Genomic DNA, 23,370 nt, shown 5'->3' on the forward strand with positions numbered 1-23,370 from the left:
CTTCGCCACGGCCCGCTGCGTCAGCACCGAGACCAGGTTCGCCCGATACGCCGCGCTCGCATGCAGGTCGCCCGAGAGCTCGCCCGCATCCACCTTCACCGCGGCCGCGGCTTCGGGCGTGAAGTTCTTCGCGAGCGCCTGCTCCAGGCCGGCATGGCGGAACACGCCGCTGCCGCCGCCCGTGACCGCCACGCGCACGCCGCTGTCGGTCTGCGCCACGCACACGCCGATCAGCGCGAAGCGCGAAGCCGGCTGCTTGAACTTGATGTAGGCCGCGCGCCTGGCGACCGGGAAGCTCACCGCCGTGATCAGCTCGCCCTCCTCCAGCGCCGTGGCGAACAGGCCCTGGAAGAAGTCGTCGGCCGCGATCTTGCGCGTGGTCGTCTGGACCGTCGCGTTCAGCGCCAGCACACCGGCCGGATAGCAGGCCGCCGGATCGTTGTTCGCCACCGAGCCGCCGATGGTGCCCATCGCGCGGACCTGCCGGTCGCCGATGCCGCCGGCCAGTTCGGCCAGCGCCGGGATCGCCGACTGCACCTCCTTGCTGGCGGCGACGTCGGCATGCCGCGTCATGGCGCCGATCACGAGGGCGTTGCCTTCGCGCCGGATGCCCGCCAGCTCGGGGATGCCGCCCAGGTCGACGAGCACTTCGGGATTGGCGAGCCGCAGCTTCATCGAGGCCAGCAGGGTCTGGCCGCCGGCGAGCAGCTTGGCGCCGCCGGCCTGGGCCGCGCGCGTCGCGTCGGCGACCGAAGAAGGACGTTGGAAATCGAATGCGTACATGGTTCTGTCTCCTTCCTCAGGGCTGCCTGGCGGCCTGGATCGCCTCCCACACCCGCGCCGGCGAGGCGGGCATGTCGAGGTCGCGCACGCCGAGGTCCTGCAGCGCGTCGAGCACGGCGTTGATCACGGCCGGCGGCGATCCGATCGCGCCCGCCTCGCCGCAGCCCTTGGTGCCCAGCGGGTTGTGGGTGCAGGGGGTGCACACCGTGTCCAGCGTGAACTTCGGCAGGTCGTCGGCGCGCGGCATCGCGTAGTCCATGAAGGACCCCGTGAGCAGCTGGCCGCTTTCGCGGTCGTACACGCAGTTTTCCAGCAGCGCCTGGCCGATGCCCTGCACCAGCCCGCCGTGCACCTGGCCCTCGACGATCATCGGGTTGATGATGGTGCCGAAGTCGTCCACCGCGGTGAAGCGGTCGATGCGCGTCTGCCCCGTGGCCGGATCGACCTCCACTTCGCAGATGTAGGTGCCGGCCGGGAAGGTGAAGTTGGTCGGGTCGTAGAAGGCCGTCTCGTTGAGGCCCGGCTCCAGCTTGTCCAGCGGGTAGTTGTGCGGCACGTAGGCCGTCAGCGCCACCTGGCCGAAGGTCACCTTCTTGTCGGTGCCCTTGACGCGGAACTCGCCGTTGCTGAACTCGACGTCGCCCTCGCCGGACTCCATCAGGTGCGCCGCGATCTTCTTCGCCTTGGTCTCGATCTTGTCGAGGGCCTTCATGATCGCCGCGCCGCCGACGCTGATCGAGCGCGAACCGTAGGTGCCCATGCCGAAGGGCACGCGGCCGGTGTCGCCGTGCACGACGTCGACGTTCTCCACCGGGATGCCCAGGCGCGCGGCCACCACCTGCGCGAAGGTCGTCTCGTGGCCCTGGCCGTGGCTGTGCGAGCCGGTGAACACCGTGACGCTGCCGGTCGGGTGCACGCGGATCTCGCCGCACTCGAACAGGCCGGCGCGCGCACCGAGCGCACCCGCGATGTTCGACGGCGCGATGCCGCAGGCCTCGATGTAGCTGCTGTAGCCGATGCCGCGCCTGAGCCCCTTCGCTTCGCTGGCCTTGCGGCGCTGCCCGAAGCCCTTCACGTCGGCCAGCGCGTTCGCCTTGAACAGCGCGCCGTGGTAGTCGCCCGTGTCGTACTGCAAGGCCACCGGCGTCTGGTACGGGAAGCTGCCGATGAAGTTGCGTTCGCGGATCTCGTCCTGCGGCAGGCCCATGTCCCAGGCACAGCGCGTGACCAGGCGCTCCAGCAGGTACGTCGCCTCGGGCCGGCCGGCGCCGCGATAGGCGTCCACGGGCGCGGTGTTGGTGAACCAGGCGTCCACTTCCACGTAGATCTGCGGCGTGGTGTACTGGCCCGCCAGCAGCGTGGCGTACAGGATGGTCGGCACCGCCGTCGAAAAGGTCGAGAGGTAGGCGCCCAGGTTGGCGTCGGTGTGCACGCGCAGCGCCAGGAACTTGCCCTGGCTGTCCATCGCCATCTCGGCATGCGTCACGTGGTCGCGGCCGTGGGCGTCGGACAGGAAGGATTCGCTGCGCTCAGCCGTCCACTTGATGGCGCAATTGAGCTGCCTGGCCGCCCAGGTCAACGCCACGTCTTCCGCGTACAGGAAGATCTTGGAGCCGAAGCCGCCGCCGACGTCGGGCGCGATCACGCGCACCTTGTGCTCGGGCAGGCCCAGCACGAAGGCCGTCATCAGCAGGCGCTCCACGTGCGGGTTCTGGTTGGCGACGTAGAGCGTGTATTCGTCGTTGGCGCGGTTGTAGGAACCGATGGCCGAACGCGGCTCGATCGCGTTGGGGATCAGGCGGTTGTTCCTCAGGTCGATCTTCGAGACGTGCGCGGCCTTGGCGAACACCGCGTCCACCTGCGCCTTGTCGCCGATCGCCCACTTGTAGCAGCGGTTGTCGGGCGAGAGGTCGTGCAGCGCGGGGCCCTGGCCCGCCGCCGCATCGCGCACGTCCACCACCGCCGGCAGCACGTCGTAGTCGACTTCCACGGCTTCGGCGGCATTGCGCGCGTTCTGCACCGTGTCGGCCACGACCATCGCGACGTGGTCGCCGACGTAGCGCACCTTGCCCTGCGCCAGCACCGGATGGGGCGGCTCCTTCATCGGCGTGCCGTCGGTGCTGGTGATCAGCCAGCCGCAGGGCAGGCCGTTGACCTTGCCGGCGAGGTCCTGCCCGGTGAAGACCTTCACCACGCCGGGCATGGACTCCGCTCGCGAGATGTCGATGCCGCGGATGGCCGCATGCGCATGCGGCGAACGCACGAACACGGCGCAGCGCTGGTTCGGCAGATTGACGTCGTCGGTGTACTGGCCGCTGCCGGTGAGGAAGCGGTAGTCCTCCTTGCGGCGGACCGCTTCGCCGATGTGGGGCAGCTTGGCGAAATTCTCGTTGGCACCCATGACGCTCTCCTCAGCCCTTGGCCATGGCAGCCATGCCCTGCTGCACGGCCTTCACGATGTTCTGGTAGCCCGTGCAGCGGCACAGGTTGCCTTCCAGCTGTTCGCGGATCTCCTGCTCGCCGGCGTTGGGATGGCGCCGGCACAGGTCGAGCGAGCTCATGACCATGCCGGGCGTGCAGAAGCCGCATTGCAGGCCGTGGCACTCCTTGAAGGCCGCCTGCATCGGATGCATCGTGCCGTCCGCCGCCGCCAGCCCTTCGATGGTGGTGATCTCGGCGCCGGGGTGCTGCACCGCGAGCGTGTTGCACGACTTGATGGCGCGCCCGTCGACCAGCACCGTGCAGGCGCCGCACTGGGCCGTGTCGCAGCCGACGTGCGTACCGGTGAGGCGCAGGTTTTCGCGGATCGCCGTGACCAGCAGTGTGTTGGGCGCGACGTCGACGGACGACGCCTTGCCGTTGACCTTGAGTTGAACCAGCATGTCTCGTGCCTCCGGTAGGGTCTCGGGCGGTCATTGTTGAATTCGGCCCCCGCACCCTCCCTAGGCGAAACCCTAGGTTGCCCAGGGAGTAGCGGGAAATTCTCAAAATGGAACAATGAGCGGCCGAGCAGCATTCCGGCGCCGCGGGCGTCAGACGAGAGGAGCGCATTGCATGAACGTGCCAGGAGCGGGCGACAGGCTGTTGCAGATCGAGCGCGCGCGCCACGCCGTGATGGACGAAGGCCGCTCGATGACCGACATGCTCATCCATGGCTGGTACGAGGGCGCCTGGATCGAACGCTCGTGGCGCCGCTGCCTGCAAAGCGGCCGGCGGCCGCAGGACCCCGTGGGCTTCGACGTCATCCCCGCGCAGCAGCTCAGGCGCGTGCAGGATGAGAACCACACGCTCGTCGCCGCGGCGCGCCCGGTGCTCGAACAGCTCGGCCGCGCGATCGCCAGCACCCGCTACTTCGCCATCCTCACCAACCAGGACGGCGTGGTGGTGGATGCGCACGGTCCCATCGACCGCAACGATCCGCGCGCCACCATCGTCACGCGCATCGGCGTCGACCTGTCGGAGCGCAGCGTGGGCACCACCGCGATCGGCGCCGCGCTCACCGAGCTGCAGCCGGTGTGGCTGCACCGGGGCGAACATTTCTTCGAGAACACGAGTTGCTACAGCTGCGCCGGCGCGCCGCTGTTCGGACCCGACGGCGATTGCGTCGGCATGCTGGACCTCACCGGCATCGACGCGGCCGAGAGGCCGGAGCTGAAGCACCTGGTGACGCAGTCCGCGCGCAGCATCGAAAATGCGCTGACGCTGTCGCGTCCGCATCGCATCGTGCTGCGCCTGAACTGGCCCGGCCGGTTGCTCGGCGACGACGACGACGGCCTGCTCTGCCTCGACGGCGACGGCTGGGTGACCGGCAGCAACGGCGCGGCCCGGCAGATGGTGGCCGGGCTTGCCGGTGCGGTGCAGGGTCCGATCCATTGCAGCGAACTGTTCGCGCAACCGTGGGAGCCGCTGTTCGACCTGGCGCGCGGCGGCGAGCAGGTGCCGGTGGAGCTGCCCCTGTGGTCGGGCCTGCGCCTGTCGGCGCTGGCGCAGCCGGCCGGCGACGCACGCATGGCCGGCTCGCGGCTGCCGCTGCGCGACGTGGAGATCGCCCTGATCCGCAAGGCGGTGAGCGACGCGCGCGGCAACGTGATGGAAGCGGCGCGGTCGCTGGGCATCAGCCGCGCCACCGTGTACCGCAAGCTGTCGCAGAAGCCGCCGGGGCGCTGAACAGCCGGAACATCCGGACGCAGAAGACGCAAAGGTTCCGCAGAAGACGCAAAAGAATTCATTGGAAGTTCCTTCTGCGTTCTCTGCGAAACTTTTGCGTCTTCTGCGTCCGGTTGTTGGTAGTTGGCTGTTGGCTGTTCCTTCCTATACTCGGCGACTGTTGCCCAGCCCGACCATGCCGCGCGCCCTCCTCGCCCTCCTCCTGCTGCTCGCCGCCTGCGCCGCGCGGGCCGGCGAGGTGCAGGTCGCCGCCGCCGCCAACCTCGGACCTGCGATCCAGAAGATCGCCGCGGCCTTCGCGCGCGACACCGGCCACCGCGCCGTCGTGGCGCTCGGTTCCACCGGCAAGTTCCATGCGCAGATCGTCCACGGCGCGCCCTTCGAGGTGCTGCTGGCGGCCGACGAGGACACGCCGCGCAGGCTCGAGGCCGAAGGGCACGGCGTGCCCCGCAGCCGATTCACGTACGCCATCGGCCGGCTCGTGTTGTGGAGCCCGCAGGAAGGCACGGTCGACCGCCGCGGAGACGTGCTGCGCCAGCCGCCGCGCGGCCGCCTCGCGCTGGCCGATCCGCGGCTGGCGCCCTACGGAGCGGCCGCGATCGCCGTGCTGAAGAAGATGGGCGTGCACGCGGCGTGGCAGCCGCACATCGTGATGGGCGAGAGCGTCGGCCAGGCCTACCAGTTCGTCGCCAGCGGCAACGCCTCGCTCGGCTTCGTCGCGCTTTCGCAGGTGGCGGAAGACGGCCGCATCGTGCGCGGCTCCGGCTGGGTGGTCCCCGGCAATCTCTATCCGCCGATCCGGCAGGACGCCCTGCTGCTGAAACCCGGCGCCGGCAACGCGGCCGCCCAGGCCTTCCTGCAGTACATGCGTGGCAACGCGGCCCGGGCCATCCTGCGCCGCGCCGGCTACGCAGTCTGACGCCGATGCCATTCAGCGCCAGCGACCTGCAGGCAATCTGGCTCACGTTCAAGCTCGCGGCGGCGGCGACGCTGCTGCTCCTGCTGCTGTCGACGCCGCTGGCCTGGTGGCTGGCGCAGACGCGCTCGCGCTGGCGCGGCCCGGTCTCCGCCTTCGTCGCCCTGCCCCTGGTGCTGCCGCCCACCGTGCTCGGTTTCTACCTGCTGGTCGCCTTCGGGCCGCGCGGCTGGGGCGGCCAGCTCACGCAGGCGCTGGGCGTCGGGCTGCTGCCCTTCACCTTCGGCGGCCTGCTGCTCGGATCGATCCTCTACTCGCTGCCCTTCGCCGTGCAGCCGCTGCAGAACGCCTTCGAGGCAGTGGGACGGCGGCCGCTGGAAGCGGCGGCGACGCTGCGCGCCAGCCCGCTGGACAGCTTCTTCCACGTGGTGCTGCCGCTCGCGCGCGGCGGCATCGTGCAGGCGGCCGTCCTCAGCTTCGCCCACACCGTCGGCGAGTTCGGCGTGGTGCTGATGATCGGCGGCAACATCCCCGAGCGCACGCGCGTGGTCTCCACCCAGATCTACGGGCACGTCGAGGCCCTCGACTACGTGCATGCGCATTGGCTCTCGGCCGGCATGCTGGTGTTCTCCTTCGCGGTGCTGCTGGCGCTGGCGCGCCTGAACCGGCGCAGCACGCGGGTGCTCGGATGAGCGAGGAAGCCATCGTCCTGCGCGTGCGGCTGCCGCGTCCCGGCTTCCTGCTGGAGACCGACCTGGAGTTGCCCGCGCGCGGCATCAGCGCGGTGTTCGGCCCCTCCGGCTCCGGCAAGACGACGCTGCTGCGCTGCGTGGCGGGACTGGAACGTGCGCCCGATGCGCGCATCGCCGTGACCGGCCAGGTCTGGCAGGACAGCGCCGCGGGCGTGTTCCTGCCCGCGTGGCGGCGGCCGCTCGGCTACGTGTTCCAGGAGGCGAGCCTGTTCGACCACCTCGACGTGCGGCGCAACATCGCCTTCGGGCAGCGGCGGGTGCGCGATGCGGGCCAGGGCATCGAGGTCGAAGGCTTGCTGCGGCTGCTGGGCATCGGCCACCTGCTGGATCGGCGGCCGCACCAGCTGTCCGGCGGCGAGCGCCAGCGGGTGGCGATCGCGCGGGCGCTCGCGACGCAGCCGCGCATCCTGTTGCTGGACGAACCGCTCGCGGCCGTCGACGTCGCGCGCCGGCAGGAGATCCTGCCCTGGCTCGAGCGCCTGCGCGACGAACTGCGCATCCCGATGCTGTACGTCACCCACTCCGCCGACGAAGTCGCGCGGCTCGCCGACCACCTCGTGCTGCTGGACGAAGGCCGGGTGCGCGCTTCGGGCCCGCTGGCCGAAACGCTGGCGCGCGTCGACCTGCCCGCGCTGCCCGGCGAGGAAGCGGGCGCACTGCTGCAGGCCTCGGTGGCGCAGAAGGACGCACGCTGGAAGCTCGCGCAGGTGCGCTTCGACGGCGGCACGCTGTGGATCGCCGATCCCGGGCTGGCACCCGGCGACGCCGTGCGGGTGCGCGTGCTGGCGCGCGACGTGAGCCTCGCCCTGGTGCCGCCGGAGCGCAGCAGCATCCAGAACGTGCTCCCCTGCATCGTGCGCACGATCGCCCCCGGCGCGCATCCCTCGCAGTCCCTCGTGCAACTGGCCTGCGGCGATTCGCTGCTGCTGGCCCGCATCACCGCGCGGGCGGTCGACACGCTGGGCCTGCAACCCGGCAGCCCCGTCTGGGCGCAGATCAAGTCGGCCGCGCTGGTGGCGTAGGGTGGGCAAGCTCCTGCTTGCCCACCACTCCCTATCGCTGCCCGTGCCGTGACCCTTCGAACAGGTCCTTGAACTGCCGCGGCTGCGAGCGCCAGTACTGCTTCGGTGCGTGCACCTGGGCGCCCAGCTTCGCCGCCGCATGCCAGGGCCAGCGCGGGTCGTACAGCATCGCCCGCGCGAGCGACACGGCATCCGCCTCGCCGGCCGCGACGATGGCCTCGGCCTGTTCCGGCTCGGTGATCAGCCCCACCGCGAGGGTGGGCAGGCCGACTTCCGCCTTCACGCGCTGCGCATACGGCACCTGGTAGCCGGGCCCGAGCTTGATCGCCTGCTGCGGCGACACGCCGCCGGTGGTGACGTGGATGCCCGCGCAGCCGCGCGCCTTCAGGGCCTGCGACAAGGCGACGGTGCCTTCGATGTCCCAGCCGTCCGGGACCCAGTCGGTCGCCGAGATCCGCATCCAGACCGGACGCTCCGCCGGGAACGCCTCGCGCACCGCATCGAACACTTCCAGCGGAAAGCGCATGCGGTTCTCCAGGCTGCCGCCGTATTCGTCGTCGCGGAAGTTGGCGAGCGGCGACAGGAACTGGTGCAGCAGGTAGCCGTGCGCGCCGTGGAGCTCGATGCCGTCGAAGCCGAGGCGGGCCGCCCGCTTCGCCGCCGCCACGAAGTCTTCGCGCACCTTGCGCAGGCCCGCACGGTCCAGCGCCAGCGGCGGCTCCTCGCCGTCGGAATGCGGCACGTTGCTCGGCGCCAGGGTCTTCCAGCCGCCGGGCTCGTTCGGATGGATCTGCGCCCCGCCCTCCCAGGGCGCGTGGCTGGACGCCTTGCGGCCGGCGTGCGAGAGCTGGACGGCGAAGGCGATGGGCGAATAGCCGCGCACCGCGTCGAGCACGCGGCGCAGCGCGTCCTCGTTCGCCTGCGAGTACAGGCCGAGGTCGGCGGGCGAGATGCGTCCTTCGGCCGACACGGCCGTCGCCTCGACGATCAGCAGGCCCGCGCCGGAAATGGCGAGCTGGCCGAGATGCATCATGTGCCAGTCGCCCGGCGATCCCTCGTGCGCCGAGTACTGGCACATGGGGGCGATGACGATGCGGTTGGCGAGCTTCAGCTCGCCGAGGGACCAGGGCTCGAACAGGCGGCTCATGGCGGTCTCCGTTGTCGGACAGCAAGGCTAACTCAGGCGGCGCGGCCCTGTCTTGCGGCGGGCTGGCGATGCGCACTCTTCAAGGCCGTCCGACAGCCGCGCCCCCCTCGTCCTACGGCCACCGCGGCAGCGCCTGCGGATGATGAGGTCCCCCTCCGTGCGGACACACACTCCATGAACAAGCCCACCCTTCCGCTCGCGCTGGTGCTGGCCGCCGCCCTCGTCGCCTGCGGCAAGAGCGACGAAAGCCGGTCGTCCTCTTCCACCAGCACCACCACCAGCAGCACGACCTCGCCCTCCACCGGCGCGGCCAGCCCCGGCAGCCCCGGCCCGACGACGCCGTCCACCGGCAGCGCGGGCGCGGCCCCCACGCCGAGCCCTTCCGGCACCGCGATGGCCGCCGGCGGGGCCGCGGGCAATTCCGCGCAGGCCGGCCAGGGCGTCTATTCGACCACCTGCGTCGCCTGCCACGGCGCCGGCGTGGCCGGTGCGCCCAAGCTGGGCGACAAGGCGGACTGGGGCCCGCGCGTCGCGCAGGGCAACGACACGCTGTACCAGCACGCCCTCAACGGCTTCACCGGCAAGAAGGGCACCATGCCGCCCAAGGGCGGCAACACCGCGCTGCCCGATCCGGACGTGCGCGCGGCCGTCGACTACATGGTCAGCCAGGCGCGCTGAGCCCTTTCGTCCTGGCAGAGGCCGCGCGGGCGCGCGGCCGGCGCGGCTTCGCCGATACTGCGCCGATGAGCCCTCGCCTGCTGCGCATCCTGCTGCCCCTCGCCTGCGCGCTGGCGCTCTCCAGCGCCGGCGCGAAGGAACTGGTGGTCGGCTCCAAGCGTTTCACGGAAAGCTACATCCTCGGCGAACTCGCGCGCCACGCGCTGGCCGACGCCGGCGTGGCCGCGGTGCACCGCCAGGGACTGGGCAACACCGCCGTGATGAAGCAGGCGCTCGCCACCGGCGGCATCGACCTCTATCCCGAGTACACCGGCACCATCGTGCGCGAGCTGCTGAAGAAGGAAGGTTCGCCTTCGCTGCCGGAGCTCAACGCCTGGCTGGCGCCGCGCGGGCTCAAGGCCGCGGTGCCGCTCGGCTTCAACAACAGCTACGCGCTGGCGATGCGCGAGGACGACGCGGCGCGGCTGGGCATCGCCTCGCTCTCGGACCTCGCGCGCAGCAAGGCGCCGCTGCGCTTCGGGCTGTCGCACGAATTCCTGGTGCGCGCCGACGGCTGGCCGGCACTGCAGCGCGCCTATGCGCTGCCCTTCCAGCCAGGCAGCGGCCTCGACCATGGCCTGGCCTACCAGGCCCTCGCGCGCGGCCAGGTCGACATCGTCGACGCCTACACGACCGATGCCCAGATCCCGCGCCTGAAGCTGCGCGTGCTGCGCGACGACCGCGCCTTCTTCCCGCGCTACGACGCCGTGCTGCTGATGCGCAGTGGCGTCGACGAAGCGCCGCTGGCCGCGGCGCTGGCCGGCCGCATCGACGATACCGCCATGCAGGCGATGAACGCCGCCGTGGAGATCGACGGCCGCAAGTTCGACGACGTGGCCGGCGAGTTCCTGGCGCGCAGCCGGACGGCCGCGGCGCCCACACCCGCGGCTTCGTCCGCGGGGCGATCGAGCTTCATGCAGCGCCTGCTAGCGCCGGACCTGCCGCGGCTGCTGCGCGAGCACCTCGCGCTGGTGTTCACCTCGCTGGCGATCGCCGCGGCGATCGGCATCCCGCTGGGCGTGCTGGCGCAGCGCCGGCCGCGGCTCGGCGCGGTTCTGATGGCGCTCGTCGGCATGGCGCAGACCATCCCTTCGCTGGCGCTGCTGGCCTTCCTGATCGCCATCGTCGGCACCATCGGCTTCGTGCCGGCGCTGCTGGCGCTGTCGCTCTATGCGCTGCTGCCCATCGTGCGCAACACGCATGCCGGGCTCGTCTCGCTGCCCGAAGGCATGCGGCAGGCGGGACTCGCCCTCGGCCTGCGCGACGGCCAGGTGCTGCGAACGATCGAACTGCCGCTGGCGGGCCCGACGATCTTCGCCGGCATCAAGACCGCCGCGGTGCTGAACGTGGGCGTGGCCACCGTCGCCACCTTCATCGGCGCCGGCGGACTCGGCGAGCGCATCGTGGCGGGCCTCGCGGTCAACGACACCGCCTACATGCTGGCCGGCGCCGTGCCGGCGGCGCTGCTGGCGCTCGTCACGCAGTGGGTGTTCGACGTCCTGGAGCGGTGGCTGCGCCGACCGCGGCGCTCGCCAGCGCCAGGACCGCGCTCGCCACCATGATCCAGCGGTAGCCGCGCACGAAGGCCTGCTGCACCGCGTCGCGCACCACCTCGGCGGCCTGCGCGCCCATCGCGGGCGGCACCTCGATGGCGGCGAGCCTGTCGCGTTGATTCCAGATCGCGGCGACCGCGTCGGCGGGCAGGCCCGCGAGCCCGGCGCGCAGGCGCGGCTCGAAGGCCGCCGCCATCAGCGCGCCGAACACCGCGATGCCCAGCACGCCGGCGACGCGCGAGAAGGCGTTGTTCACGCCCGAGGCGATGCCCGCGTCCTGCGGCTGCACCGAGTTCATCACGGTGGTGGTCAGCGGCGCCACCGCGATCGCCATGCCCAGGCCCAGCACCGCGATGCCGGGGAGGAAGCCGCTCCAGTAGCTCGCGCCCGTGCCGGGCAACGCCAGCAGCGCGAAGCCGGCCCCCGCGATCAGCGGGCCGGCGACCAGCGGCAGGCGGGCGCCGCGCCGGTCCACCAGTCCGCCCGCCCAGCGCGAGAGCACGAACATCACCAGCACGAAAGGCAGCAGCGCCGCACCGGCGGCCGTCGCCGACAGGCCCTGCACCTGCACGAGGTTGAGCGGCAGGAAGAACAGGCCGCCGCCGAGCGCGGCATACAGCAACAGCGTCAGCAGGTTGGCGCCCGCGAAGCTGCGGCGGCGCAGCAGCGCCAGCGGCAGCATCGGCGAGGCCCGCTTGCGCTCGACGAAGAGGAAGCCCCCCAGCGACGCCACGCCGGTGGCGAGCGCGGCGAGCACGGCCGGCGCGCCCCAGCCCTGCGCCGGCGCCTCGATGAAGAAGAACACCAGGCCCGCGAGCCCCACCGTGGCAAGCACCGCGCCGGGCACGTCGAGCGCGGGCGCCGTGCCTTCGCGCCGGCTTTCGGGGACGTGCTTCCAGGCGATCGCCATCACGATGGCGGCGAGCGGCACGTTCACGGCGAAAGCCCAGGACCAGGAGAACTTGTCGACCAGGTAGCCCCCCAGCAGCGGACCCACCGCGGACGTGATGCCGCTGAATGCCGCCCAGGTGCCGAAGGCGCGGCCGCGTTCCTTCTCGGGAAAAGTGGCGCTGATCAGGGCGAGGCTGCCCGGCACCAGCAGCGCCGCGCCGACGCCTTGCACCGCGCGCGCCGCCACCAGTTGCTGCACGGTGCGCGACAGCGCGCAGGCGACGGAGGCCACGGCGAAGACCACCACGCCGACGAGGAAGATGCGGCGACGCCCATAGCGGTCGCCGAGCGCGCCGCCCACCAGCAGCAGCGCCGCGAGCAGCAGCGCGTACGACTCGATCACCCACTGCGCCTGGTACACGGTGGCCTGCAGGCCGCGCTGGATCGCCGGCAGCGCGACGTTCACCACGGTGCCGTCGACGAAGGCCAGGCTGGAGCCGAGGATGGCCGCCGCCAGCACCCAGCGCTTCTGCGCCGGGCCGCAGTCGGTCGCCTGTACACCGTTGCGCGGCGCATCGTCGCAGGGGAAGCGGGAGGTGAGGGTCATGGCCGCGGTCTTGCGGCCGGAGTGTGCAGCGCTTCGGCGGCTTGCGCCACTGCCGGGCCGACGCGCGGCGCAGCGGCTTCAGTTCGGCGTGCCGGCGTTGGGGAAGAAGAGCTGCTGGCCCTCGATCCTGTACGCGGCGATCGCCTGCTGGCCGGCCGGCGAAGTCACCCAGTCGACGAACTTCTGCGCCTCGGCCGCCTTCACGTGCGGATGCTTCCGCGGGCTCACGATCATCACGCCGTACTGGTTGAACAGGCGGCGATCGCCTTCGACCAGCACCTGCAGGTCACCCCGGTTCCTGAAGCTGAGCCAGGTGCCGCGGTCGGCGAGCACGTAAGCGCCGCTGGACGCGCCGATGTTGAGCGCCGGTCCCATGCCGCAGCCGCACTCCTTGTAGCCGCCGCCCTTGGCGTTCGCCAGGCCCGCCTGCGTCCAGTAGCGCAGTTCCGCCGCGTGCGTGCCGCTCTTGTCGCCGCGCGAGATGAAGGGTGCGTTCGCCGCCGAGACCTTCTTCAGCGCTCCGACGATGTCGCTGCCCTTCACCTTCGCCGGGTCCGCGACCGGGCCGACCAGCACGAAGTCGTTGTACATCACGGGGTAGCGGCGCGGCGCGAAGCCTTCCGCGACGAACTTCTCCTCCGCGGCACGGTCGTGCACGAACAGCACGTCGGCGTCGCCGCGGCGGGCCATGTCGATCGCCTGGCCGGTGCCCACCGCCACCACCTTCACGGTGATGCCGGTGGCCTTCGCGAACTCGGGCAGCAGGTGGCCGAACAGGCCCGACTGCTCCGTCGACGTGGTCGACGCCATCGTGATGCTGGCCTGGGCCCAGGCGGAACCCGCCGCGGCGAATGCAAATGCGGCGGCGACGAGTGCGCGGCGCGTGGACTTCATCCCAACTCTCCCTTGACGAACAACTCGGCCTCGCGCGAGGTCTCCCCCAGCGGGCCGCCGAAAAACTGCTGCACCGGCAGGTCCGCCAGCACGCGGCCCTGCTCCATGTAGACGACGCGGGTGGCCAGGCGCTTCACTTGCCCGAGGTTGTGGCTGGCGAACACGAGCGTCATGCCGCTCGCCGCGAAGTCGGCCATCAGCGTCTCGACCTCGCGCTTGGCATGCGGATCCAGGCTGGCGGTGGGTTCGTCGAGCAGCAGCACATGCGGCTGGAGCGCCCAGGCGCGCGCCATCGCCAGCCGCTGCAACTGGCCGCCGGACAGCGTGCGCGCATTGCGCAGCGACTGGCCGCCGAGGCCGACGCGTCCCAGCGCCAGCAGCGCCTCTTCCTTCGCGTCGCGCCAGCGCTTGCCGCGCAGCCAAAGCCCCAGGGCCACGTTGGTCAGCGCCGTGGCGCGCAGGGCGAAGGGCCGCTGGAAGACCATCGCCTGCCGCATCGCGCGGTCGCGCAGCACCGTGCCGGCATTCGGCCGCAACAGGCCGTGCAGCACCCGCAGCAGCGTGCTCTTGCCGCAGCCGTTGGCGCCGATCAGCGCGACGCGCTCGCCCCCGGCGATGCGCAGATCGATGCCGCGCAGCGCCGGCACCGGCCCGTAGTGCAGGTCGACACCCTTCAATTGAACCCAGCCACTCATGCCGCAGCCCCTTGCCAGGAACCCAGGCCCTCGGTGCGCGCGCCGCGCCAGCGCGCCACCCCTGCGATCAGCGCATTGAGCGCCAGCACCACCCCGAGCAGCACGATGCCCAGTGCCAGCGCCAGCGGCAGGTCGCCCTTGCTGGTCTCCAGCGCGATGGCGGTGGTCATCACGCGGGTGAAGCCGTCGATGTTGCCGCCCACGATCATCACGGCACCCACTTCCGAGATCGCGCGGCCGAAGCAGGCGAGCAGCACCGTGAGCAGCGCGTAGCGCTCGTCGAAGGCGAGCAGCAGGCTGCGCAGCATGCCGTTCGCGCCGAGCGACTGCAGCTGCTCGCCGTTGGCGCGCTCGGCGTCTTCCACCACCTGGCGCGTCAGCGCGGTGCACACCGGCAGCACCAGCAGCACCTGCGCGACGACCATGGCCTGGAAGGAGAACAGCCAGCCGAGGAATCCGAGCGGCCCGGAGCGCGAAAGCAGCAGGTACACCACCAGGCCCACCACCACCGAAGGAATGGCGAGCGAGGTGTTCAGTACCGTGATCAGCGCCCCGCGCCAGCGGAAGCGCGCCACGCCCAGCCAGGCGCCCAGCACGATGCCCGCGCCGCAGGCGGCGACGCAGGCGGTTCCGCTGACGGCCAGCGAACGCCCGACGATGGACAGCAGCAGCGGATCGGCCCCGCCGATCAGGGCGAAGGCGCGCTGCACGCTTTCCGAGAAGGTGTTCATCGCCTGCGATGCTAAGCATTCACACGAGCGGCCGCCCTCGGTGCTTGCGAGCTATGAAGGCTGCTGCATAGGCCCCGAACTCGCCGACAATGCGGGCATGCGCAAGGTGGAGCTTTCGTATGCCTTCGCCGCCCGGAAGTCGGGGGGCTGGATCCGCAATGCGCTGATGGACCTGCTGCATGCGGTGCAGGAACAGGGCTCGATCTCCGGCGCGGCCAAGGCGCTGGGCCTGTCCTACCGGCACGTCTGGGGCGAGCTGAAACGCTGGGAGGCGGACCTCGGCCATCCCCTGATCCAGTGGGAAAAGGGCCAGCGCGCGCGCCTCTCGCCCTTCGGCGAGAAACTGCTGTGGGCCGAGCGCCAGGCGCAGGCGCGGCTCGCGCCGCAGATCGAGGCGCTGCACGCGGACCTCGAACGCGCTTTCGCCGTGGCCTTCGACGACCAGGCGCAGGTGCTCACGCTCTTCGCGAGCCACGACGACGGCCTGTCGCTGCTGCGCGCGCGCACGGTGGAACAGGCGCGGCTGCACCTCGACGTGCGCTTTTGCGGCAGCGTCGATGCGATCGCGGCGCTCAACGAAGGCCGCTGCCTGCTCGCGGGCTTCCACAGCTCGCTGCAGCCGGGCCTGGGCTCGCACACGCAGCGCGCCTACCAGCCGCTGCTGCAGCCCGGGCAGCACAAGCTGATCGGCTTCGCCGAACGCAGCCAGGGGCTGCTCGTCGCCGCCGGCAACCCGATGGGACTGCAGTCTCTGCGCGACGCGGCGCTGCGGGGGGCGCGCTTCGTCAATCGGGCGCTGGGCAGCGGCACGCGCTTGCTGTGCGACGAACTGCTCGCACGCGACGGGCTCGGGCCGCAACACCTGAACGGTTACGACAGCGTCGAGTCCTCGCACGCCGCGGTGGCGCAGGCGATCGCGGCGGGCGATGCGGACTGCGGACTCGGCATCGAAGCGGCCGCGCGCGCCCGCGGCCTGGATTTCGTCCCGCTGCTGCAGGAGCACTACTTCCTCGTGTGCCTGAAGGACGCGCTGGAGCTGCCGCCGATCGCCACCTTGCGGCAGGTGCTGCAGGACGCGGACTGGCAGGGGCAGCTCGCCGCGCTGCCGGGATACCAGCCGTGGCGCAGTGGGGAGGTGTTGAGCCTCACGGAGCAGTTGCCGTGGTGGGAGTTGCCGCCCAAGAAGAGCGTGCAGCGGGCGTGAGCGGCATGGTGGGCAAGCTCGGCTTGCCCACCATGACCCGCCACGAACTCCTTTAGACTGCCCCCCGGGTGTCCGCCGCACGGTGCGCGGGCAGGTCGTGCGAATGGTCGGGCCGCCTCGCGGACCTGCCACGCCCATGACAGCCACCGCGCCCTCTTCCCTCCAGCTCCTCGCCGCCCTCCTGTTCGCGCTGGCGCTGCTGCACACCTTCGCCGCCAGGCAGTTCGAGCGGCTGTCGCACCGCTTCCCCCGGCACGCCGGCCTGTTCCACCTGCTCGGCGAAGTCGAAGTGGTGTTCGGCTTCTGGTCCGTCGTGCTCGTCCTCGGCATGGCGGTGCTGGCCGGCGGCGGCACGGCGCTAGCCTACGTCGAGTCGCGCCGGTACACCGAGCCCCTGTTCGTGTTCGTCGTGATGGTGATCGCGGCGTCGCGGCCGGTCATGTCCGGCGTCACGGCCGCCGTGCAGGCGCTCGCGCGCCTGCTGCCGGTGCCGCGCGGCATGGCGACGGCGTGGCTCGGGCTCGCCGTGCTGCCGCTGTCCGGCTCGCTGATCACCGAGCCGGCCGCGATGACCGTGGCGGCGCTGCTGCTCTCGGGAACCGTGTTCCGGCCGGCCATGCCGGAGTGGGCGAAGTACGCCGCGCTGGGCGTGCTGTTCGTCAACGTCTCCATCGGCGGCACGCTGACCTCCTTCGCCGCGCCGCCGGTGCTGATGGTGGCGGGCACCTGGCAGTGGGATTCCGCCTTCATGCTGCGCACCTTCGGCTGGAAGGCGGCGATCGCGGTGCTCGTGAACGCGACCGCCGTGACGCTGCTGCTGCGGCGTTACCTGCACCACCCTCCCCCGGCCCACGGCCGCGGCATGCACAAGCGCATGCCCGTCGCGGTAGTCGCCGTGCATTTCGCATTCCTCGCCGGCGTGGTGCTGCTGGCCCACCATCCGGCGGCTTTCCTCGGCCTGTTCCTGCTGTTCCTCGGATTCACGCAGGCCTACGAGCGGCACCAGGGCCCGCTGATGATCCGCGAGGCGCTGCTGGTGGCTTTCTTCCTGGCCGGACTCGTGGTGCTGGGCGGGATGCAGCAGTGGTGGCTCCAGCCCATCGTCGCATCGCTGTCGCCGGGGGCGCTGTTCACCGCGGCGACGCTGCTGACCGCGATCACCGACAACGCCGCCCTCACCTACCTCGGTTCGCTGATCGAAGGCATCCCGGACGCCGCGAAGGTCAGCCTGGTCGCCGGCGCGGTGGCCGGCGGCGGCCTGACCGTGATCGCCAACGCGCCCAATCCGGCGGGCGTGACGCTGCTCAAATCGGCCTTCGCCGACGCGTCGATCGGCGCGGGCGGCCTGCTGCTCGGTGCGCTCGCGCCGACCCTCGTGGCGGTTGCGGCGTTCGTCCTGCTCTAGATCGCGCAGGTGCGAAAGCCGACGAAGGCATCGTCGCCGCCGGGCAGGGCCCAGGACCGCGCCCGCGGGTCCTTCATGCGCGCGCGCGTCGCGAACGACGCACCCCGCAGCACGCGGGCCTGGCCGAACAGCGCCTGCGGATCCAGTTCGGCCAGCGCCGACCAGGCCTCCGCACGGTAGCCGGCAAATGGCCGCAGCGTGCCCGCGGTCCATTCACGCACCTCGCCCCAGCGGAAGCCGCGGCGCGCGCCCATCAGCGCCGCGATCTCCCACTCGGCTTCGGTGGGCAGCCGCCGCCCGGCCCAGCGCGCGAAGGCATCGGCTTCCCACCAGCTCGAGTGCATCACCGGCTGGCTGCCGCCCATGCGCGTGGGCTTGCCGAAGAAGGCCTGCAGGACCGCGCCGCTCGCCACGCCGATCTGCTCCACGAAGCGCGGACCGCGCCGGCCTTCCGCCGCCGCCTCGCGCTGCAGCCACTGCCAGCCTTCGGCGTGCCACAGCTCCTCGCGGTCGTAGCCGCCGTCGTCGATGAACTCGACGTACTGCGCCCACGACACCGGCTGCGCGTCGATCTCGAACTCCGGCACCGCCACCGGCTCGTGCCCGCGCTCGACGTCCAGCGCGAAGCTCGCATCGGACCAGCCGAGCGTCACGCGCGTGGCCGGCAGCAGCAGTTCGGGCCGGCTCGCCGCACCCGGCGGCAGCTGCACCGGCATCGGCACGCCGGCCGACTGCGCCAGCTGCAGCAGCTCCTCGCAGCGCCAGTCCTCGTGGAACAGCGCCATGCGGAAGAAGAACAGGGCATCGTCGTCCTCCGCCGCATGCTCCAGCAGTTCGAGGGTCGTCTCCAGCGTTTCCAGCAGGTAGCCCTTGATCACGCCGAGTTCGGGCAAGGCGAGCGACCAGCGATCCTCGCGCGGCACGAGCCGCGGGTCGAACCAGGCATCGGCATCCGGGTCGATCGAAGCGAGGCGCACGCCGTCGGGCGCGGACCGCAGGCCCAGCGCGCGCTGCGGGTTGCGCGCGATCCAGTACTCGGTGAGCCAGGCGATGTGGCCCGCCGTCCAGAGCGGCGGCACGGCCTCGGCGCGCGCCTCCAGGTAGAGGTCCGGGCCGAGCACCTGCTCGAAGGCATCGAGCAGGCGCAGCGTGTGGTTGCGCGCGTCCAGCAAGGCGATGGACAGGGCCGCGCGGCTGCCCCGTCGCGCCCCGGCCTCCAGGGCCACCGCCGGGCCGCCCGGCGAAGCGAATTCGTTCATGCCCTATTATTCGCGCCTCACTGCCGGGCATCGGGAAAACCCTCGCTGGCTGCGTCAGCACGCCTTCAGATGGTCCCCCGGCCCGCGGCTAGTATTTACGGTTTACCCGAATCACCTCCCGTCACCCTTGTTTCGCATGACGGCCGTCATGGCGAGGAGATCCATGTGTCAGCGCTCCTGAAATTCGTCCGCCTCGTGGATTGGCTCAACGAACGCCTCGGCAAGGTCGCGGCCTGGGCCGTGTTCATCTCCACGATGATCTGCGCGGGCAACGCCTTCATCCGCTACGGGCTCGACACCAGCTCGAACGCCTGGCTCGAGGTGCAGTGGTACCTCTTCGCCGTGGTGGTGATGCTCGGCGCGCCCTACGTGCTCGCGAAGAACGAGCACGTGCGGGTCGACCTGGTCTACGGCAAGCTCAAGCGCAACGGCCCCGTGTACGTCGACCTGTTCGGCCTGCTGTTCTTCCTGCTGCCGGTGATCGGCCTGCTCGCGTGGATGTCCGCCCCCTACTTCTGGGGCTTCTTCAAGAGCGGCGAGATGTCGAACAACGCGGGCGGCCTGATCCGCTGGCCGGTGGTGCTCACCATGCCCGTGGGCTTCACGCTGCTGTTCCTGCAGGGCATCGCCGAAGTGATCAAGCGCATCGCGTACCTGCAGGGCAAGTACGCCATGGACACCCATTACGAGAAGCCGGTGCAGTGAGCACGGCCACCTGACGGAACCCCACCATGCAGATGCAAGATTTCGCGCCGGTCATGTTCGCCGGCCTGGTGTTCGTGATGCTGATCGGCTTCCCGGTCGCCTTCTCGCTGGCGGCGCTCGGGCTGGGCTGCGGCTTCTACGCCATCCACATGGGATGGTTCCCGGCGGCCTTCATGGGCAACCTGCCGATCTCGATCTTCTCGATCCTGAGCAACGAGCTGCTGCTGGCCATCCCTTTCTTCACGCTGATGGGCGCCATCCTCGAGAAGTGCGGCCTGGCGGAGGACATGCTCGACTCCATGGGCCAGCTGTTCGGCCCGGTGCGCGGCGGCCTCGGCTACTCGGTGATCCTGGTGGGCTTCATCCTCGGCGCGATCACGGGCACGGTGGCAGGCCAGGTGATCGCCATGGCGCTGATCTCGCTGCCGGTGATGGTGCGCTACGGCTACAACATGCGCTACGCGACCGGCGTGCTCGCCGCGTCGGGAACGATCACGCAGCTGGTGCCGCCGTCGCTGGTGCTGGTGGTGCTGGCCGACCAGCTCGGCAAGCCGGTGGGCGACATGTACAAGGGCGCCTGGGGCCCGTCGATCCTGCAGATCCTGTTCTTCGCCATCTTCACCTTCATGGTGGGCCTGGTCCGGCCGGACCACGTGCCGGGCGTGCCGAAAGAAGCGCGCACGCTGAACGGCTGGGCGCTGTGGGCCAAGTGCCTGAAGGGCATCATCCCGTCGGCGGCGCTGATCTTCATCGTGCTGGGCTCGATGGGCGGCCTGCCCTTCCAGGACCACGCGGTCGCCACGCCGACGGAAGCCGGCGCGATGGGCGTCGTCGGCGCGCTGGTGCTGGCCGCGATCCACAGGCGCCTGAGCCTGTCGCTGTTGTGGGAAGCGATGCACGGCACCATGCGGCTGACCGCGATGGTGGTGTTCATCCTGATCGGCTCGCGCGTGTTCAGCCAGGTGTTCCAGGGCGTGGACGGCGCGGTGTGGGTCGAGCACATGCTCACCAGCCTGCCCGGCGGCCAGGTGGGCTTCCTGATCGTCGTCAACCTGTTCGTCTTCTTCCTGGCCTTCTTCCTCGACTTCTTCGAGATCGCCTTCATCGTGGTGCCGATGCTGGCGCCGGTGGCGGCCAAGATGGGCATCGACCTCGTGTGGTTCGGCGTGATGCTGTGCGTGAACCTGCAGACCAGCTTCATGCATCCGCCCTTCGGCTTCGCGCTGTTCTACCTGCGCGGCATCGCCGACACGCTGTACAAGGAAAAGCGGCTGGAAAAGCCGGTGCAGTCGAACGACATCTACCTCGGCTCGATCCCCTGGGTGATCATGCAGCTGATGCTGGTGGCGGTGGTGATCTTCATCCCGCAGTCGGTCACCGCCTTCCTCGACAAGGAAGTGGCCGTGGACCTCGACAAGGTGAAGATCGAGGCGCCGCCGGAGTTCGGCCCCGGTCCCGACGGCAACGATCCGCTCGCGCCGCCGGCCCAGGGCACGGACCCGCTCGCGCCGCCCGATCCGCTGCAGCCCGGTGCCGACGCCAACGCCGACGCCGAGCAGCAGAAGATCGACGACCTGTTCAAGGAAAAGAAGTAAGGCGCGGGAGGCTCGGTGGTCCCCGCTTCCGGCACCACGCAGGTGGGGCCGCCGCCCTTCCGCTTCGAGCCGCGCGTGCCGGGCGGGCTGCGCGCGCCGGCCTTCTCTCGCACCTTCCGCCTGATCGCCACCGCCATCGTGGCGGGCAGCGCCTGGTGGATGTTCCAGCTGTGGCAGTCCGGCAAGCTGGCACCGGCCGGCAGCGATGCCGTCGTCGCCCTCGGCTGGCCCCTGGCGGCGCTGGCCCTCATGGCTTACACGTGGTGGCACATCCAGACCAGCACCACGCGCCTCACCGCGGAGGGGCTGCACCAGACCTGGATCTGGGACAAGAAGATGGAGCTGCGCGAGCTGGCCTACGGCAAGCTGTTCCGGGTGCGCGGCCTCGAATGGCTGATCGCGCCGCGGCTGTACGTGCGCACGCTGCTGGGGAAGTTCGCGGTGTTCTACACCGCCGACCGCGAGATGCTCGCGGAGTTCGAGCGGCTGATCCAGGAACTGCAGGCGTTTCGCGGATTCCGGTGACGTGCGGTGCTGGGGTTGCACCCCAGCCTACGAAATCCGAATTCCAGACGGGGCTGGGGTCCCTGTAGGCTGGGGTGCAACCCCAGCACACGCCCTACCCCGCGCACCGCTCCAGCACATGCCGCGACATCGCCGCCGCGAGCTCGTGCTCCCCGACGAACACCCGGCCCGCCACTTCCTCCTCGAGGCGCCGCGCTTCCTCCGGGTTGTGCGAACGCACGGCGATCTCGATCTCCGGGTTCAGCATGCGCGCATGCGCCGCCATCTGGCGAACGCCCAGCGTGTCGGGGATGGCGATCACCAGCATCCGGGCGCGGGCGATGTGCGCCTGCACCAGCACCTCGGGCTGCGAAGCGTCCCCTGTCACCGCGGGGATCCCGCGCTCGCGCAGGCGCTCCACCAGCTCGCGGTTCTGCTCCGCCACGACGAAGGGAATGCCGGCGCCGGTCAGCGCTTCCGCCAGCCGCTGGCCCACCCGGCCGTAGCCCACCAGCACGACCTGCTTCGACAGGTACTTCGGGTCGGTGCTCATGGGCAGCTCGGCGAGCGGATCGTCGCGCGCGGCCAGCTGCCGCGCGAGCTGCGAGCGCGCGAGCAGCCAGCGCTGCAGCGGATCGATCGCCTGGAACACCAGCGTGTTGAGCGCGATCGAGATCAGCGCGCCCGCCACCACCAGGCTCTGGGCCTCGGGGGGCACGACGCCCAGCGCCGCGCCCAGGTTGATCAGGATGAAGGAGAACTCGCCGATCTGCGCCAGGCTCGCCGAGACGGTGAGCGCCGTGTTCAGCGGATAGCGCAGCAGCAGCACCAGCACCGCGGCCGCGATCGACTTGCCGAAGACGATGATCGCGACCACGCCGAGCACGCGCAGCGGCTGGTCCAGCAGCACCTGCGGATCGAACAGCATGCCGACCGAGACGAAGAACAGCACCGCGAAGGCGTCGCGCAGCGGCAGCGTCTCTTCCGCCGCGCGGTGGCTGAACTGCGATTCGCGCAGCACCATGCCGGCGAAGAAGGCGCCCAGCGCGAAGGACACGCCGAACAGCTTGGTCGCGCCGTAGGCGATGCTCACCGCGGCGGCGACCACGCACAGCGTGAACAGCTCGCGCGAGCCGAGTTTCTGCACCTGCCACAGCAGCCACGGGAAGACGCGGCGGCCCACCACCAGCATCAGCGCGACGAACAGGCCCACCTGCACGAGGGTGGTGCCGATGTCGCGCCAGAGGCCGCTCGTGTCCATCACGCCGCTGCCGGTGAGCACGGCGGCGGCCGGCGGCAGCAGCACGAGCACCAGCACCATGGCGAGGTCCTCCACCACCAGCCAGCCCACCGCGATGCGGCCGTTGAAGCTCTCCAGCGCGCCGCGCGCCTCGAGCGCACGCAGCAGCACCACCGTGCTGGCCACCGACAGCGCGAGCCCGAAGACCAGCGAGGCCGCGAGGTTCCAGCCCCACAGCGTCGCCATGCCGACGCCCATCGCCGTGGCCGCGAGGATCTGCACCACGGCGCCCGGAATCGCGATCTTGCGCACCGCCAGCAGGTCGGCCAGCGAGAAGTGCAGTCCGACGCCGAACATCAGCAGCATCACGCCGATCTCGGCCAGTTGCGACGCGAGGTGGGTGTCGGCGACGAAGCCGGGCGTGAACGGCCCGATCACGATGCCGGCGAACAGGTAGCCCACCAGCGCGGGCATGCGCAGGCGGGCGGCCAGGAAGCCGAACACGAGGGCGAGGCCCAGCGCGGCGGCGATGGTCGTGATGAGGGGCAGGTCGTGGTCCATGAACGGCCCACTCTAACCGACG

21 protein-coding genes are annotated in these 23,370 nt (G+C 70.9%); 11 read left to right on the forward strand and 10 right to left on the reverse strand.

Annotated features, from left to right (window positions below; genetic code table 11):
• The 3 genes from VF522_RS01340 to VF522_RS01350 form a co-directional block, all read right to left on the reverse strand.
• On the reverse strand, positions 1-783 hold a 783-nt coding region (locus tag VF522_RS01340; protein WP_330906404.1), incomplete at its 3' end, for a xanthine dehydrogenase family protein subunit M.
• Between the two features lie 16 nt (positions 784-799).
• On the reverse strand, positions 800-3,184 hold the full coding sequence (locus VF522_RS01345) for a xanthine dehydrogenase family protein molybdopterin-binding subunit (RefSeq protein WP_330906405.1): 2,385 nt from the start codon (positions 3,182-3,184) through the stop codon (positions 800-802).
• Between the two features lie 10 nt (positions 3,185-3,194).
• Positions 3,195-3,665, reverse strand: a complete 471-nt coding sequence (locus VF522_RS01350) for a (2Fe-2S)-binding protein (RefSeq protein ID WP_330906406.1) — start codon at positions 3,663-3,665, stop codon at positions 3,195-3,197.
• 172 nt (positions 3,666-3,837) lie between these two features.
• On the opposite strand from VF522_RS01350, the gene VF522_RS01355 reads away from it, so the two are divergent.
• From VF522_RS01355 to modC, 4 genes are all read left to right on the forward strand, one after another.
• Positions 3,838-4,950, forward strand: a complete 1,113-nt coding sequence (locus tag VF522_RS01355) for a helix-turn-helix domain-containing protein (RefSeq protein WP_330906407.1) — start codon at positions 3,838-3,840, stop codon at positions 4,948-4,950.
• A 175-nt stretch (positions 4,951-5,125) separates the two neighbouring features.
• The gene (modA, locus tag VF522_RS01360) at positions 5,126-5,869 is read left to right on the forward strand and encodes a molybdate ABC transporter substrate-binding protein (RefSeq protein WP_414709418.1); all 744 of its coding nucleotides are present in this window, start codon (positions 5,126-5,128) and stop codon (positions 5,867-5,869) included.
• 5 nt (positions 5,870-5,874) lie between these two features.
• Positions 5,875-6,558 carry a molybdate ABC transporter permease subunit gene (gene modB / locus VF522_RS01365; RefSeq protein WP_330906409.1) on the forward strand — a complete coding sequence of 228 codons (684 nt, stop codon included), beginning with the start codon at positions 5,875-5,877 and terminating at the stop codon, positions 6,556-6,558.
• On the forward strand, positions 6,555-7,640 hold the full coding sequence (gene modC, locus VF522_RS01370; protein WP_330906410.1) for a molybdenum ABC transporter ATP-binding protein: 1,086 nt from the start codon (positions 6,555-6,557) through the stop codon (positions 7,638-7,640). Before modB ends, modC begins: the two co-directional genes overlap by 4 nt.
• 31 nt (positions 7,641-7,671) lie before the next feature.
• Here the strand turns inward: modC and VF522_RS01375 are convergent, their stop codons facing one another.
• Positions 7,672-8,787: an NADH:flavin oxidoreductase/NADH oxidase gene (locus VF522_RS01375; protein ID WP_330906411.1), complete on the reverse strand. Its 1,116-nt coding sequence runs from the start codon at positions 8,785-8,787 to the stop codon at positions 7,672-7,674.
• Positions 8,788-8,961: 174 nt separating this feature from the next.
• Here VF522_RS01375 and VF522_RS01380 point away from each other — a divergent pair, with 174 nt between their 5' ends.
• Together VF522_RS01380 and VF522_RS01385 are read left to right on the forward strand one after the other, a co-directional pair.
• Positions 8,962-9,465, forward strand: coding sequence for a c-type cytochrome (locus tag VF522_RS01380; protein ID WP_330906412.1), 504 nt, complete (start codon positions 8,962-8,964; stop codon positions 9,463-9,465).
• A gap of 65 nt (positions 9,466-9,530) precedes the next feature.
• Positions 9,531-11,066, forward strand: coding sequence for a glycine betaine ABC transporter substrate-binding protein (locus VF522_RS01385; RefSeq protein WP_330906413.1), 1,536 nt, complete (start codon positions 9,531-9,533; stop codon positions 11,064-11,066).
• Here VF522_RS01385 and VF522_RS01390 read toward each other — a convergent pair.
• The 4 genes from VF522_RS01390 to VF522_RS01405 form a co-directional block, all read right to left on the reverse strand.
• On the reverse strand, positions 10,981-12,555 hold the full coding sequence (locus tag VF522_RS01390; RefSeq protein WP_330906414.1) for an MFS transporter: 1,575 nt from the start codon (positions 12,553-12,555) through the stop codon (positions 10,981-10,983). The two genes, VF522_RS01385 and VF522_RS01390, sit on opposite strands and share 86 nt — an antisense overlap.
• 78 nt (positions 12,556-12,633) lie before the next feature.
• A complete protein-coding gene (locus VF522_RS01395; protein WP_330906415.1) occupies positions 12,634-13,449 on the reverse strand; it encodes an extracellular solute-binding protein in 816 nt (271 codons plus the stop codon).
• Complete coding sequence (locus VF522_RS01400) at positions 13,446-14,144, reverse strand: phosphate ABC transporter ATP-binding protein (RefSeq protein ID WP_330906416.1); 699 nt, start codon at positions 14,142-14,144, stop codon at positions 13,446-13,448. The genes VF522_RS01395 and VF522_RS01400 overlap by 4 nt, the downstream gene beginning before the upstream one ends.
• Positions 14,141-14,875, reverse strand: a complete 735-nt coding sequence (locus tag VF522_RS01405) for an ABC transporter permease (RefSeq protein WP_330906417.1) — start codon at positions 14,873-14,875, stop codon at positions 14,141-14,143. Before VF522_RS01405 ends, VF522_RS01400 begins: the two co-directional genes overlap by 4 nt.
• A 97-nt stretch (positions 14,876-14,972) precedes the next feature.
• On the opposite strand from VF522_RS01405, the gene VF522_RS01410 reads away from it, so the two are divergent.
• Both VF522_RS01410 and VF522_RS01415 read left to right on the forward strand, forming a co-directional pair.
• The gene (locus VF522_RS01410; protein WP_330906418.1) at positions 14,973-16,079 is read left to right on the forward strand and encodes a substrate-binding domain-containing protein; all 1,107 of its coding nucleotides are present in this window, start codon (positions 14,973-14,975) and stop codon (positions 16,077-16,079) included.
• Positions 16,080-16,215: 136 nt separating this feature from the next.
• Positions 16,216-17,484 carry a putative Na+/H+ antiporter gene (locus VF522_RS01415; protein ID WP_330906419.1) on the forward strand — a complete coding sequence of 423 codons (1,269 nt, stop codon included), beginning with the start codon at positions 16,216-16,218 and terminating at the stop codon, positions 17,482-17,484.
• On the opposite strand, the gene VF522_RS01420 is transcribed toward VF522_RS01415, so the two are convergent.
• Positions 17,481-18,743, reverse strand: a complete 1,263-nt coding sequence (locus VF522_RS01420; RefSeq protein ID WP_330906420.1) for an SUMF1/EgtB/PvdO family nonheme iron enzyme — start codon at positions 18,741-18,743, stop codon at positions 17,481-17,483. The two genes, VF522_RS01415 and VF522_RS01420, sit on opposite strands and share 4 nt — an antisense overlap.
• Before the next feature lie 165 nt (positions 18,744-18,908).
• Here VF522_RS01420 and VF522_RS01425 point away from each other — a divergent pair, with 165 nt between their 5' ends.
• Genes VF522_RS01425 through VF522_RS01435 form a run of 3 tightly spaced genes read left to right on the forward strand, consistent with a single transcriptional unit; the run spans position 18,909 to position 21,568 of the window.
• Complete coding sequence (locus VF522_RS01425; RefSeq protein ID WP_330906421.1) at positions 18,909-19,448, forward strand: TRAP transporter small permease subunit; 540 nt, start codon at positions 18,909-18,911, stop codon at positions 19,446-19,448.
• Between the two features lie 26 nt (positions 19,449-19,474).
• Positions 19,475-21,043, forward strand: coding sequence for a TRAP transporter large permease subunit (locus VF522_RS01430; protein WP_330906422.1), 1,569 nt, complete (start codon positions 19,475-19,477; stop codon positions 21,041-21,043).
• A 15-nt stretch (positions 21,044-21,058) separates the two neighbouring features.
• Entirely contained in the window at positions 21,059-21,568 is a 510-nt protein-coding gene (locus tag VF522_RS01435) for a hypothetical protein (protein ID WP_330906423.1), read from the forward strand.
• Positions 21,569-21,662: 94 nt separating this feature from the next.
• Here the strand turns inward: VF522_RS01435 and ybaL are convergent, their stop codons facing one another.
• Positions 21,663-23,348: a YbaL family putative K(+) efflux transporter gene (gene ybaL, locus VF522_RS01440; protein ID WP_330906424.1), complete on the reverse strand. Its 1,686-nt coding sequence runs from the start codon at positions 23,346-23,348 to the stop codon at positions 21,663-21,665.
• Between the last annotated feature and the right edge of the window lie 22 nt (positions 23,349-23,370).

Source organism: Ramlibacter sp. (assembly GCF_036383835.1).
Classification (GTDB): Bacteria; Pseudomonadota; Gammaproteobacteria; order Burkholderiales; family Burkholderiaceae_C; genus Ramlibacter.